Origin of the sequence: Citrobacter gillenii (assembly GCF_013337685.1) — a bacterium.
GTDB classification, from domain to species: domain Bacteria; phylum Pseudomonadota; class Gammaproteobacteria; order Enterobacterales; family Enterobacteriaceae; genus Citrobacter; species Citrobacter gillenii.
The window spans coordinates 357,147-369,397 of sequence record NZ_SUQN01000003.1; the positions used below are offsets into that span (position 1 = coordinate 357,147).

15 protein-coding genes are annotated in these 12,251 nt (G+C 53.8%); 9 read left to right on the forward strand and 6 right to left on the reverse strand.

Features of this window, described 5'->3' with window-relative positions:
- Positions 1-68: 68 nt before the first annotated feature.
- From holC to FCH32_RS08985, 3 genes are all read left to right on the forward strand, one after another.
- Positions 69-512 carry a DNA polymerase III subunit chi gene (gene holC, locus FCH32_RS08975; protein ID WP_096758490.1) on the forward strand — a complete coding sequence of 148 codons (444 nt, stop codon included), beginning with the start codon at positions 69-71 and terminating at the stop codon, positions 510-512.
- Positions 512-3,367, forward strand: a complete 2,856-nt coding sequence (locus tag FCH32_RS08980; RefSeq protein WP_174360771.1) for a valine--tRNA ligase — start codon at positions 512-514, stop codon at positions 3,365-3,367. The genes holC and FCH32_RS08980 overlap by 1 nt, the downstream gene beginning before the upstream one ends.
- 207 nt (positions 3,368-3,574) lie before the next feature.
- The gene (locus tag FCH32_RS08985; RefSeq protein WP_115259564.1) at positions 3,575-4,078 is read left to right on the forward strand and encodes a GNAT family N-acetyltransferase; all 504 of its coding nucleotides are present in this window, start codon (positions 3,575-3,577) and stop codon (positions 4,076-4,078) included.
- 25 nt (positions 4,079-4,103) lie between these two features.
- On the opposite strand, the gene FCH32_RS08990 is transcribed toward FCH32_RS08985, so the two are convergent.
- From FCH32_RS08990 to rraB, 3 genes are all read right to left on the reverse strand, one after another.
- Positions 4,104-4,934, reverse strand: a complete 831-nt coding sequence (locus FCH32_RS08990; protein WP_174360772.1) for a topoisomerase II — start codon at positions 4,932-4,934, stop codon at positions 4,104-4,106.
- Between the two features lie 148 nt (positions 4,935-5,082).
- Complete coding sequence (miaE, locus tag FCH32_RS08995) at positions 5,083-5,841, reverse strand: tRNA isopentenyl-2-thiomethyl-A-37 hydroxylase MiaE (protein WP_115259566.1); 759 nt, start codon at positions 5,839-5,841, stop codon at positions 5,083-5,085.
- A gap of 51 nt (positions 5,842-5,892) precedes the next feature.
- Complete coding sequence (rraB, locus tag FCH32_RS09000) at positions 5,893-6,318, reverse strand: ribonuclease E inhibitor RraB (protein WP_096758495.1); 426 nt, start codon at positions 6,316-6,318, stop codon at positions 5,893-5,895.
- A gap of 99 nt (positions 6,319-6,417) precedes the next feature.
- On the opposite strand from rraB, the gene argL reads away from it, so the two are divergent.
- Positions 6,418-6,513: a putative translational regulatory protein ArgL gene (gene argL / locus FCH32_RS23430; RefSeq protein WP_371414759.1), complete on the forward strand. Its 96-nt coding sequence runs from the start codon at positions 6,418-6,420 to the stop codon at positions 6,511-6,513.
- Positions 6,483-7,487: an ornithine carbamoyltransferase gene (gene argF, locus FCH32_RS09005; protein ID WP_174360773.1), complete on the forward strand. Its 1,005-nt coding sequence runs from the start codon at positions 6,483-6,485 to the stop codon at positions 7,485-7,487. Before argL ends, argF begins: the two co-directional genes overlap by 31 nt.
- 117 nt (positions 7,488-7,604) lie before the next feature.
- Here argF and FCH32_RS09010 read toward each other — a convergent pair whose 3' ends face one another.
- Positions 7,605-8,057 carry a YhcH/YjgK/YiaL family protein gene (locus FCH32_RS09010; RefSeq protein WP_174360774.1) on the reverse strand — a complete coding sequence of 151 codons (453 nt, stop codon included), beginning with the start codon at positions 8,055-8,057 and terminating at the stop codon, positions 7,605-7,607.
- 239 nt (positions 8,058-8,296) lie between these two features.
- On the opposite strand from FCH32_RS09010, the gene pyrL reads away from it, so the two are divergent.
- From pyrL to ridA, 4 genes are all read left to right on the forward strand, one after another.
- Complete coding sequence (gene pyrL, locus FCH32_RS09015; protein WP_096758504.1) at positions 8,297-8,431, forward strand: pyr operon leader peptide; 135 nt, start codon at positions 8,297-8,299, stop codon at positions 8,429-8,431.
- Positions 8,432-8,433: 2 nt separating this feature from the next.
- Positions 8,434-9,369, forward strand: a complete 936-nt coding sequence (pyrB, locus tag FCH32_RS09020; protein WP_115259569.1) for an aspartate carbamoyltransferase — start codon at positions 8,434-8,436, stop codon at positions 9,367-9,369.
- A gap of 12 nt (positions 9,370-9,381) precedes the next feature.
- Positions 9,382-9,843 (forward strand): aspartate carbamoyltransferase regulatory subunit, encoded by a 462-nt coding sequence (gene pyrI, locus FCH32_RS09025; protein WP_003025816.1) that lies wholly within the window; start codon positions 9,382-9,384, stop codon positions 9,841-9,843.
- 76 nt (positions 9,844-9,919) lie between these two features.
- Entirely contained in the window at positions 9,920-10,306 is a 387-nt protein-coding gene (gene ridA, locus FCH32_RS09030; RefSeq protein WP_006686395.1) for a 2-iminobutanoate/2-iminopropanoate deaminase, read from the forward strand.
- Positions 10,307-10,397: 91 nt separating this feature from the next.
- On the opposite strand, the gene FCH32_RS09035 is transcribed toward ridA, so the two are convergent.
- Both FCH32_RS09035 and FCH32_RS09040 read right to left on the reverse strand, forming a co-directional pair.
- A complete protein-coding gene (locus FCH32_RS09035; protein WP_006686394.1) occupies positions 10,398-11,684 on the reverse strand; it encodes a TRAP transporter large permease in 1,287 nt (428 codons plus the stop codon).
- A 30-nt stretch (positions 11,685-11,714) separates the two neighbouring features.
- Complete coding sequence (locus tag FCH32_RS09040) at positions 11,715-12,224, reverse strand: TRAP transporter small permease (protein ID WP_096758507.1); 510 nt, start codon at positions 12,222-12,224, stop codon at positions 11,715-11,717.
- Positions 12,225-12,251 lie beyond the last annotated feature (27 nt).

Here is a 12,251-nt window from a genome sequence, read left to right on the forward strand (position 1 = left end):
ACCGTAGGCCGGATAAGCGTAGCGCCATCCGGCTTTGCATTTAAATCCACAACAAGAAGCCCCATATTATGAGAAACGCAACGTTCTATCTTCTGGATAACGACACACAACAAGATGGCTTAAGCGCCGTTGAACAACTGGTGTGTGAAATTGCCGCAGAACGTTGGCGCGCGGGCAAGCGCGTACTGATCGCCTGTGAAGACGAAAAACAGGCTATTCGGCTGGATGAAGCGCTGTGGGCAAGACCGGCAGAAAGCTTCGTGCCGCATAATCTGGCGGGGGAAGGTCCGCGTGGCGGTGCTCCGGTCGAAATTGCCTGGCCAGAAAAACGCAACAGCAGCCCACGCGATCTGCTGATCAGTTTGCGCGTCGGCTTTGTAGATTTTGCCACCGCTTTCACAGAAGTGGTAGACTTCGTCCCTTATGAAGATTCTTTGAAACAATCGGCACGCGAGCGCTACAAAGCTTACCGCGTGGCTGGTTTTAACCTGAATACGGCAACCTGGAAATAATGGAAAAGACATACAACCCACAAGATATCGAACAGCCGCTTTACGAGCACTGGGAAAAGCAGGGCTATTTCAAACCTAACGGCGATGAAAGCAAAGAGTCCTTCTGCATCATGATCCCGCCGCCGAACGTCACCGGCAGTTTGCATATGGGTCATGCTTTCCAGCAAACCATCATGGACACCATGATTCGCTACCAGCGCATGCAGGGTAAAAACACCCTGTGGCAGGCCGGTACTGACCACGCGGGTATCGCCACCCAAATGGTGGTTGAGCGTAAGATTGCCGCTGAAGAAGGTAAAACCCGTCACGACTACGGTCGCGATGCGTTTATCGATAAAATCTGGCAGTGGAAAGCGGAATCCGGCGGCACCATTACCCGTCAGATGCGCCGTCTGGGCAACTCCGTGGACTGGGAGCGCGAGCGCTTCACCATGGACGAAGGTCTTTCCAATGCCGTGAAAGAAGTCTTTGTTCGCCTGTACAAAGAAGACCTGATTTACCGTGGCAAGCGCCTGGTAAACTGGGACCCGAAACTGCGCACCGCCATCTCCGATCTGGAAGTAGAAAACCGCGAGTCAAAAGGCTCAATGTGGCACATCCGCTATCCGCTGGCTGACGGCGCAAAAACCGCAGACGGGAAAGATTATCTGGTGGTCGCCACCACGCGTCCGGAAACCGTGCTGGGCGATACCGGTGTGGCCGTCAACCCGGAAGATCCGCGTTATAAAGATCTGATCGGCAAATTCGTTATCCTGCCGCTGGTTAACCGCCGTATTCCGATTGTTGGTGATGAACACGCCGATATGGAAAAAGGCACCGGCTGCGTGAAGATCACCCCGGCGCACGACTTTAACGACTATGAAGTCGGTAAACGTCACGGCCTGCCGATGATCAACATCCTGACCTTTGACGGCGACATCCGCGAAACCGCGGAGGTGTACGACACCAAAGGCGAAGAATCTGACGTCTATTCCAACGCGATCCCGGCTGAGTTCCAGAAGCTGGAGCGCTTTGCCGCACGTAAAGCGGTGGTTGCCGCTATCGACGCGCTGGGCCTGCTGGAAGAGATTAAACCGCACGACCTGACCGTGCCTTACGGCGACCGTGGCGGCGTGGTTATCGAACCGATGCTAACCGACCAGTGGTACGTCCGTGCCGACGTGCTGGCAAAACCGGCGGTAGAAGCGGTTGAGAACGGCGACATTCAGTTCGTGCCGAAGCAGTACGAAAACATGTACTTCTCCTGGATGCGTGATATCCAGGACTGGTGTATCTCCCGTCAGCTGTGGTGGGGTCACCGCATCCCGGCCTGGTATGACAACGACGGCAACGTCTATGTCGGCCGTACCGAAGACGAAGTGCGTCAGGAAAACAACCTCGGCGCCGACGTTGCGCTGCGTCAGGACGAAGACGTTCTCGACACCTGGTTCTCCTCCGCGCTGTGGACCTTCTCTACGCTGGGTTGGCCGGAAAACACCGACGCGCTGCGTCAGTTCCACCCAACCAGCGTGATGGTTTCTGGCTTCGACATCATCTTCTTCTGGATTGCCCGCATGATCATGATGACCATGCACTTCATCAAAGATGAAAACGGCAAGCCGCAGGTTCCGTTTAAGACGGTCTACATGACCGGTCTGATTCGTGACGACGAAGGCCAGAAGATGTCCAAGTCCAAGGGTAACGTTATCGACCCGCTGGATATGGTTGATGGTATTTCCCTGCCGGACCTGCTGGAGAAACGTACCGGCAACATGATGCAGCCGCAGCTGGCTGAGAAAATTGCTAAACGTACCGAGAAGCAGTTCCCGGACGGCATCGAGCCGCACGGTACCGACGCCCTGCGTTTCACCCTGGCGGCACTGGCCTCAACCGGTCGCGATATCAACTGGGATATGAAGCGTCTGGAAGGTTACCGTAACTTCTGTAACAAGCTGTGGAACGCCAGCCGCTTTGTGCTGATGAACACTGAAGATCAGGATTGCGGCTTCAACGGCGGCGAAATGGCCCTGTCACTGGCGGACCGTTGGATTCTGGCGGAATTCAACCAGACCATCAAAGCGTACCGCGAGGCACTGGATAACTTCCGCTTCGATATCGCCGCGGGCATTCTGTACGAGTTCACCTGGAACCAGTTCTGCGACTGGTACCTGGAGCTGACCAAGCCGGTCATGACCGGTGGTTCTGAGTCTGAGCTGCGCGGCACCCGCCATACGCTGGTAACCGTGCTGGAAGGTTTGCTGCGTCTGGCGCACCCAATCATCCCATTCATCACCGAAACCATCTGGCAGCGTGTGAAGGTTATTTGCGGTAACACTGCCGACACCATCATGCTGCAGCCGTTCCCGGAATACGATACGGCACAGGTTGATGAAGCCGCGTTGGCCGATACCGAATGGCTGAAGCAGGCAATCGTGGCCATCCGTAACATCCGTGCGGAAATGAACATCGCGCCGGGCAAACCGCTGGAGCTGCTGCTGCGTGGTTGCAGCGAAGCCGCGATGCGTCGTGTGAACGACAACCGTAGCTTCTTGCTGAACCTGGCACGTCTGGAAAGCATCACCGTGCTGCCTGCTGATGATAAAGGTCCGGTTTCCGTGACTAAAATTATCGACGGCGCCGAGCTGCTGATCCCGATGGCTGGCCTGATCAATAAAGAAGATGAGCTGGCACGTCTGGCGAAAGAAGTGACCAAAATCGACGGTGAGATTGGCCGCATTGAAGCCAAACTGTCCAACGAAGGCTTTGTCGCACGCGCGCCGGAGGCGGTTATCGCTAAAGAGCGTGAGAAGCTGGAAGGTTACGCGGAAGCGAAAGCGAAGCTGATTGAACAGCAGGCGGTTATTGCCGCGCTGTAAAGCTGTTTGCCGGATGGCGCTACGCTTATCCGGCAAACAGGCACCGTCATCGTAGGTCGGATAAGCGTAGCGCATCCGACACCGCAGACGATAAAAGCCTCTGACGCACTCGCCCAGAGGCTTTTTATTGAATTATCCTCGCTTGCGCTTTCCCTCTCCGCAGTGGTATTAACTGCATATGTCCCACTTTTACGTCATGAGTTCGCTATGAGTGTCATTACACCTGTCTCGGCGACGCTGCGTCGCATTGCTGCCGACGATAACACCGCCATTGCCCACGTGATCCGCCAGGTCTCCGCCGAATACGGTTTGACCGCTGATAAAGGTTACACGGTGGCTGACCCTAATCTCGATGAGTTATTCCAGGTATACAGCCAGCCGGGTGCGGCCTATTGGGTGGTTGAACAAAATGGGCAGGTCGTCGGTGGCGGTGGCGTTGCGCCATTAGGCTGTAGCGAGCCGGATATTTGCGAATTACAGAAGATGTACTTTCTGCCGAGCGTGCGTGGTCAGGGACTGGCGAAAAAGCTGGCGTTGATGGCTCTCGATCACGCCCGTGAGCAGGGATTTAAACAGTGCTATCTGGAAACCACCGAATTTCTGACCGAGGCGATTCACCTCTATGAACGTCTGGGCTTTGCGCATATTGCCGAGCCGCTGGGCTGCACGGGGCATGTAGATTGCGAAGTGCGGATGCTAAAACCCCTCTGACGTTAGGCAAAGGGGCAATACTGCGTTATTGCATTTCGGCTGAGAGCATCAGACGAATCACGCCGGCGGCGCGAGCGGTCGGCAATTTGAGAACCTGCGTCCACAGATCCTGAACCATATCGCAAGCCAGTTGCTCTTTACCCACGCCTTTATTCGGGTCGGCCATGATTTGAATATCCGGCCCATAGCGCTGCACCAGTCCCGGACTCATGGCTTGCAGATCCTGAAGCGCCAGCTCTTTTTCTTCCGCCGTAACTGTATGTTTTCCCGGGCCATAAGCCGCCTGCAGCATCGTCATGTCATTCGCCATACGGCGACTCATAATTTCACGTGGAATAAGCTGTACCGGGTTGATACCGCCCTTTACCGCCGGGAACAGGAAGCGAAAGCATTCGTCACCGCCTACTTTCGCTATCGCGTCAATTTGCGCGAGGTTCACCTGCATATAGGCAATCACGTTGGCATCGGGTGCCTGCTGTAAGCGCGCCATCTGGAACGTCAGGATCTGCGGCTGTATGGTGTCAATAATCTGCTGCTCGCTTTTCCCCGCCGTTTTCATCTCCACCGCCTGGTTGAGAATCGTCTGCCATAGCGCGGGTTCCTGCTCCTTAATGACCTCATAGACGGGCATTGTCAGCATTGCTTTCTCGAATTTCTGCGTTTCAGTCAGCCCATAGTCCGGACTTTCGCGCGGGATGAGATAGTGCGTATCAAACAGATTCCAGCCGATAATCGCCACGACAAAAATCACCGCACCGGAAACCTTACCTACCCAGCCCTTTTTACGACAGACGCCCACCACGGTTGCAATCACCGCCCCGATATAGCCTGCCAACAATACGTGTGCCCAGTTCATTCACCATCCTTTTTCATATCAATGCATATGGCGGGGATATATTCCCCCTTCAAGTGGTTTGATTATTGCGGCAGGCGCGATCGATTTCTAGCCACCAGATTTTAGCTACCGGGAAGGAGGAAGAGAGACACCGTACCAGAGAGTGGAGCTAGGCTGGCACGCCGCTATGAAAACGAAACTCATCGTCCGGTGATAAGATCAGGGATGCTTCCACCTCACCAAAAAACCGTACCCGGTCACTGATGTCATGGTCGGCCGCCTGCTGTGCCAACGCCAGATAATCCTGATAATGGCGCGCCTCTGAGCGCAGCAGCGACAGATAAAACGCCTGTAATTCATCATCCAGATACGGTGCCAGCGCGGCAAAACGCTCGCAGGATCGCGCCTCAATGTAGGCGCCGCAGATCAGCTTATCAATCAGCGTTAACGGCTCATGGGTACGGACTTCTTTAAGCATACCCTTGGCGTAACGACTGGCGGTCATTTTGATATACGGAATTTGGCGGCTTAGCATCGCTTCACGCACTTGCCAGAAGTGGTGTAGCTCTTCTTTGATCAGCAGCACCATGCTGTCGATAAGCTGTCGCCCCCACGGGTCGTCAGTCTGGGGCATGATGCTTTTGCTGATTTGCTTGTTCAGCAAGGTGAAATCCGGCTCTTCCCCTTCTCGGAAGGCAAAGGCTTCATAGGGTTTCAGCCACTCCAGCATCGCCTGCGATCCCTGCTTATCCGCAACATATTTACGCACCAGCAGCATCGCGGTTTGCGCCGCTTTCAGCTCGCAGACCAGATGGTCAGTCAGCAGCAGGGGAAGATTTGCCGGGTCGCGCGCTTTATCAAGCCAGGCCTCGGGCGTTTTGCAGTGCAGGAAATCCAGAATCGGGGAGAGTATTTGCGGGTAATCCATACGTTGTCCTTGCCCTACGGCAGCATGCGCCGCCGTAGGTCAGCAGATGACTTAGTGACGCACGCCGTCATCATCTTCGTCGACGAGATCGTCATCGTCGCCGTCTTCACCTTCTTCGCCGTTAGGGTCTTCAAAATAAGTGCCCCATCCGTCGTATTCCACGTCAAATTTTTCAGCCAGGTTCATCAGTTGTTCAACCTGAGTGTCAATCAGCTCGGCGTTCAGCGCACATTCACTGAGGATGTCACAGCAAATGACCGTGTCGCCTTCTTCCACTTCCAGCTCTTCCGGCTCGGTGACTTCATAACCCAGCTTGAAGGCTTCTACCGCTGCTTTTTCCAGGGTTTCAAAGTCATCCGCGGAAAGGTGATGCTCAATGGTATACAGCGCGTCAGGATCGCTACCATCTTCAAGTAACTCTTCAATAATCAAGCGTGTTTCTTCACGCTGTTCTTCCAGGTGTTCCGGGTTTGCCATGGCTCATATCCTCATAATGTCCTGCCGATACTCTTATTGTCACATACCGCTGACATTGCCTCCACCTTTCCAGGAAAGATTTGTTAAACAAGGTTGCAAATGAATAAACATACATATAAATTGAATTTTAATTCAATAAATGGCCTAAGCCATGTGAGGGAACCATGTCTGCATTTTATCAGAAGCACTTCTTGAAACTGCTCGATTTTACCTCTGCTGAACTCACGTCACTGCTGCAGCTCGCCGCCCAGCTCAAGGCGGACAAGAAAAACGGCACAGAGGTCGCTATGCTGACCGGTAAAAATATTGCGCTCATCTTCGAAAAAGACTCGACCCGTACTCGTTGCTCTTTCGAAGTTGCCGCTTACGATCAGGGCGCGCGTGTGACCTATCTGGGGCCAAGCGGCAGCCAGATTGGCCATAAAGAGTCGATAAAAGACACCGCCCGCGTACTGGGCCGCATGTATGACGGTGTCCAGTATCGCGGCCACGGCCAGGAGGTGGTGGAGACGCTGGCCGAATATGCCGGGGTTCCGGTATGGAACGGATTGACCAACGAATTCCACCCCACCCAGTTACTGGCCGATCTGCTAACCATGCAGGAACACCTGCCGGGCAAAGCGTTTAATGAGATGACGCTGGTGTACACCGGCGATGCCCGTAACAACATGGGCAATTCAATGCTGGAAGCCGCCGCGTTAACTGGGCTGGATCTGCGCCTGGTGGCACCACCGGCTTGCTGGCCAGAAGAGAGCCTGGTAGCCGAATGCAAAGCGCTGGCACAGAAAAACGGCGGTAATATCACCCTGACCGACGATATTGCGACAGGCGTGAAAGGTGCGGACTTCATTTATACCGACGTCTGGGTATCCATGGGTGAAGCCAAAGAGAAGTGGGCCGAACGAATTGCCCTGCTGCGTAACTATCAGGTCAACAGCGCGATGATGGCACTAACCGGCAATCCGCAGGTGAAATTCCTGCACTGCCTGCCAGCATTTCATGATGACCAAACCACGCTGGGTAAACAAATGGCGCAAGAATACGGTTTGCACGGTGGGATGGAAGTAACCGATGAGGTCTTTGAGTCACCAGCCAGTATTGTCTTTGATCAGGCAGAAAACCGCATGCACACCATTAAAGCGGTGATGGTGGCGACATTAGCGAAGTGAGTACGTCGGTAAAAAGAATGCCGGATGGCGATGCTACGCATCTTATCCGGCCTACAACCGTGCTCCCGTAGGCCGGATAAGACGCTATTGCGTCGCCATCCGGCATCATAAAATCACTTATTCGACCAGCATTTTTACCACGGCTTTGCGCACCAGCGCAGGCGTACCTACCGCGCACAGCGGCTTATGCACTTCGCCCGGATAGAACACCACAAAATCACCTTCATTCAGCACCACCGTCTTCTCTTCCGCCCCTTCCGGCAAGAAAGCGATATCTTTGTCCGCCAGCCAGTCGGTTTCCGGCGTGCCCGCAGGCAGCGTGCTGAAGGTCATCCCTTCCTGCCCTTTTAGCAGGATCTGAATATCCAGATAACGGGCATGATACTCGGCGCGACGCTGCTCAAACGGCTCGGTCATATCTTCGGCGATCAGATAAAACAGGCGGTTACCGTCGATTTCATGTTTCCCTTTTTCGGTTGTGTCCGTCACGTGCGCTTTAATGTGTTCAATTGCCTGACGCAGCTCTTCCGGCAGCCATGCTTCCAGGTGATGAATATTGCCGATAATCATTTCAAACCCCTTAATTAAAACATTGTTTCATTTTAGTTGTTATACGAAAAATCCGTCTGCCATACCACTGCTATTTACCGATATTTTGCGTCAACGCATGTTTATCGCCTGCGGCGGTTCCCGCGGGCTTGGGTGAATGAATATTCATGAGAATCGTTTGCGATGAATAATTTGTGCATTATTCGCTTGATCCTATAACGTAGCTGAGTATAATCGCCGACAATTTGCCGGGAGGATCTATGGTTCAGTGTGTACGACATTTTGTCTTACCGCGTCTGAAAAAAGACGCTGGCCTGCCGTTTTTCTTCCCGTTGCTCATCATTCTAAGCCCCTCAATTGAGGGGCTTTTTTTTTGCCCAGGCGTCAGGAGATAAACATGGCTAACCCGCTCTATCAAAAACACATCATTTCCATAAACGACCTCAGCCGCGATGACCTCAATCTGGTACTCGCGACGGCGGCGAAACTAAAAGCCCACCCGCAGCCGGAGCTGTTGAAGCATAAGGTGATCGCCAGCTGTTTCTTCGAAGCCTCAACCCGCACCCGTTTATCTTTTGAAACCTCAATGCACCGTCTGGGCGCCAGCGTGGTGGGATTCTCTGACAGCAGCAACACCTCACTGGGCAAAAAAGGTGAAACGCTGGCTGACACCATTTCCGTAATCAGCACCTACGTAGACGCCATTGTAATGCGTCATCCGCAGGAAGGCGCCGCGCGTCTGGCCACGGAGTTCTCCGGCAATGTGCCGGTACTGAACGCGGGAGACGGCTCTAACCAGCATCCGACCCAGACGCTACTGGACCTGTTCACCATTCAGGAAACGCAGGGTCGCCTGGACAATCTGCAAATTGCGATGGTAGGCGATCTGAAATATGGCCGTACCGTTCACTCTCTGACTCAGGCGCTGGCGAAGTTCGAAGGCAACCGCTTCTACTTTATCGCCCCGGATGCGCTGGCAATGCCGCAGTACATTCTGGACATGCTGAATGAAAAAGGTATCGCCTGGAGCCTGCACGGCACGATTGAAGAAGTGATGGCGGACGTAGACATCCTCTACATGACCCGCGTGCAAAAAGAACGCCTGGACCCGTCCGAATACGCCAACGTGAAAGCACAGTTCGTTCTGCGCGCCAGTGACCTGGAAGGTGCCAGAGAGAACATGAAGGTGCTGCACCCGCTGCCGCGCATCGATGAGATCACTCCCGACGTCGATAAGACGCCACACGCCTGGTATTTCCAGCAGGCAGGCAACGGCATCTTCGCCCGCCAGGCGTTACTGGCACTGGTACTGAATAGCGAACTGGCACTGTAAGAGGACATGACGATGACACACGATAACAAACTGCAGGTTGAAGCCATCAAACGTGGCACCGTGATTGACCATATTCCCGCACAGGTGGGTTTTAAGCTGCTGACACTATTCAAACTGACAGAGACCGATCAGCGTATCACCATCGGCCTGAACCTGCCGTCCGGTGAGATGGGGCGTAAAGACCTGATCAAAATTGAAAATACCTTCCTGACCGACGAGCAGGTCAACCAGCTCTCGCTGTACGCCCCGCAGGCCACGGTAAACCGCATTGATGACTATGACGTGGTGGGTAAATCACGTCCCAGCCTGCCTGAGCGTATCGATAACGTGCTGGTGTGCCCGAACAGTAACTGTATCAGTCATGCCGAGCCGGTTTCCTCCAGTTTTGCAGTGAAAAAGCGTGCCGATGACATCGCACTCAAATGCAAATACTGTGAAAAAGAGTTTTCCCATTATGTGGTGCTGGCCAACTAATTGGGGTTGGTTATGAGATCCCGGCTCCCTATAATGAGCGGGAACATTCTATTACCGCTGTAATTCAGGAGAAATCATGAGCAAGACTATCGCGACGGAAAATGCACCAGCAGCAATCGGCCCATACGTTCAGGGTGTTGATCTGGGTAGCATGGTAATCACTTCCGGTCAGATCCCGGTTGACCCAAAAACCGGTGCCGTATCGGAAGACGTGTCCGCTCAGGCGCGTCAGTCGCTGGAAAACGTTAAAGCTATCGTAGAAGCAGCAGGCCTGAAAGTAGGCGACATCGTAAAAACTACGGTCTTCGTTAAAGACCTGAACGATTTCGCCACCGTCAACGCCACCTACGAAGCGTTCTTCACCGAGCACAACGCAACCTTCCCGGCACGCTCTTGCGTGGAAGTGGCCCGTCTGCCAAAAGACGTGAAAATCGAGATTGAAGCGATCGCCGTTCGTCGCTAAACCTTCTTGTGCCGGATGGCGGCTTAGCCTTATCCGACTTGGGGAAGCGTAGTTTGCAGGCCCGGTAAGCGCGAGCGCCACCGGGCATTTATCACATTACACCAAACAGTTTCGGCAGGAACAACGAAATCGCCGGAATATACGTCACCAACATCAGCACCAGGAACAGCACCGCATAGAACGGCAGCATCGCCTTCACCACCTGCTCAATCTTCTGCTTACTCACCGCACTGGCGACAAACAGCACCGATCCTACCGGCGGCGTAATCAGGCCAATCCCTAAGTTCACCAGCATGATCATGCCAAAATGCACCGGATCGATACCCAACGCGTTGGTCACCGGCAGCAGGACCGGAGTCAGGATCAGGATCAGCGGCGCCATGTCCATTAGCGTACCGATCAGCAGCAGCATGATGTTAATGCACATCAGAATGACGTATTTGTTATCCGAGATGCTGGTAAAGGCTTCGGTGATACGCATCGGCAGCTGCATATAGGTCATTACCGCGCCGAAGGCGGCGGCAAAGCCGATCAGGATCATCACGATAGTGACCGTTTTCACCGTGCGGAACATCAGCTTCGGCAGCTCAGACCATTTGTAGTCACGATAGATAAACATGGTGACAAAGAAGGCCCACAGACAGGCGATCGCCGCGGATTCCGTCGCGGTGAAGATACCCGAGAGGATCCCTCCCATAATGATCACTACCGTCATCAGGCCCCACAGCGTGTCGACAAAAATCTTCAACGCCTGGCGAAACGGTACGCGCTCCCCTTTTGGATAACCGCGTTTGTGCGCAAACGCTACGCACATCACCATCAGGCTAAAGCTCAACAGCAGACCCGGTAAGATGCCGGCAATGAACAGCGCGGCAATAGACACCGTACCGCCGGTCGCCAGCGAGTAAATCACCGAGTTATGGCTGGGGGGCGTCAGGATCGCCTGTACCGATCCGCTGGCGGTCACCGCCGCCGCAAAGTCACGCGGGTAGCCTTTTTTGTCCATCTCCGGGATCATCACCGAACCAATAGAGGCGGTGTCGGCTACGGACGATCCGGAAATCGCACCAAAAAAGGTGGAGGCCACAATATTCACCAGCGACAGTCCGCCGCGAATAAAGCCCACGAATATGTAGGCAAAATTCACCAGCCGACGCGCAATCCCGCCTTCGGCCATAATCGCTCCGGCCAGAATAAAGAACGGGATCGCCAGCAATGAAAATTTATTCACCCCGCTGGTCAGTTGGATCATTACCGCTTCCAGTGGAATATCAATGTACCAGGCGCCAATGATCGCGCTAATACCCACCGCGTACGCTACCGGTACCCCAATCGCCAGCATAATGCCGAGCGTAAAGACGAGAATAAATGCATCCATCTGCTTTCCTTTCTGAAATGGGGGCGGTAACTAGCTGGTCGAACCCAGCATGACAACAGGACGTTGGTACTGCGGACCACGGCAGATCTTCTCAACAATAAAAAGCAGCGTGATGGCAGAGCCAATCGGTAACGGCAGGTAGTTTTGCCCGGCGCTTAACAGCGGGAATTCCGCAACGGGTTGTTCCCACAGTTCAAGACACAGCGTGGTGCCGTACCAGAGAATAAACAGGCTAATCGCCGTCAGCATAATATCGGCGATAAGAGAGCAGTAACGGCGGGCGGTTTCACCCAAACGATCGGTCACCATGCTTACCGCGATATGCGAACCTGCGCGATAACTCACCGCGGCGCCAATAAAGGTGAATGTCACCATACAGAGAATAGCGACAGGCTCAGGCCATGACAGGGCATTGTTCAGAACATATCGTGCAAATATCCCAATTGGTATGATGGCGACCATCACTAATAATGCCATCCCGGCAATCCACATTGAGACCCGGTAAAAAAAATCCATTACCGATGAATAGCATTCACCCATAATCATCACCTCGAATTAATCAAAAGA

Excerpts from the sequence above, each read along its gene's own strand:
- FCH32_RS08985 (WP_115259564.1), top strand. The coding sequence starts at position 3,575 with ATGAGTGTCATTACACCTGTCTCGGCGACGCTGCGTCGCATTGCTGCC.
- FCH32_RS09010 (WP_174360774.1), bottom strand. The coding sequence starts at position 8,057 with ATGATTATCGGCAATATTCATCACCTGGAAGCATGGCTGCCGGAAGAG.
- holC (WP_096758490.1), top strand. The coding sequence starts at position 69 with ATGAGAAACGCAACGTTCTATCTTCTGGATAACGACACACAACAAGAT.
- FCH32_RS09040 (WP_096758507.1), bottom strand. The coding sequence starts at position 12,224 with ATGGGTGAATGCTATTCATCGGTAATGGATTTTTTTTACCGGGTCTCA.
- pyrI (WP_003025816.1), top strand. The coding sequence starts at position 9,382 with ATGACACACGATAACAAACTGCAGGTTGAAGCCATCAAACGTGGCACC.
- FCH32_RS09035 (WP_006686394.1), bottom strand. The coding sequence starts at position 11,684 with ATGGATGCATTTATTCTCGTCTTTACGCTCGGCATTATGCTGGCGATT.
- argL (WP_371414759.1), top strand. The coding sequence starts at position 6,418 with ATGAATAAACATACATATAAATTGAATTTTAATTCAATAAATGGCCTA.
- FCH32_RS08990 (WP_174360772.1), bottom strand. The coding sequence starts at position 4,934 with ATGAACTGGGCACACGTATTGTTGGCAGGCTATATCGGGGCGGTGATT.
- argF (WP_174360773.1), top strand. The coding sequence starts at position 6,483 with ATGTCTGCATTTTATCAGAAGCACTTCTTGAAACTGCTCGATTTTACC.
- ridA (WP_006686395.1), top strand. The coding sequence starts at position 9,920 with ATGAGCAAGACTATCGCGACGGAAAATGCACCAGCAGCAATCGGCCCA.
- pyrL (WP_096758504.1), top strand. The coding sequence starts at position 8,297 with ATGGTTCAGTGTGTACGACATTTTGTCTTACCGCGTCTGAAAAAAGAC.
- rraB (WP_096758495.1), bottom strand. The coding sequence starts at position 6,318 with ATGGCAAACCCGGAACACCTGGAAGAACAGCGTGAAGAAACACGCTTG.
- pyrB (WP_115259569.1), top strand. The coding sequence starts at position 8,434 with ATGGCTAACCCGCTCTATCAAAAACACATCATTTCCATAAACGACCTC.
- FCH32_RS08980 (WP_174360771.1), top strand. The coding sequence starts at position 512 with ATGGAAAAGACATACAACCCACAAGATATCGAACAGCCGCTTTACGAG.
- miaE (WP_115259566.1), bottom strand. The coding sequence starts at position 5,841 with ATGGATTACCCGCAAATACTCTCCCCGATTCTGGATTTCCTGCACTGC.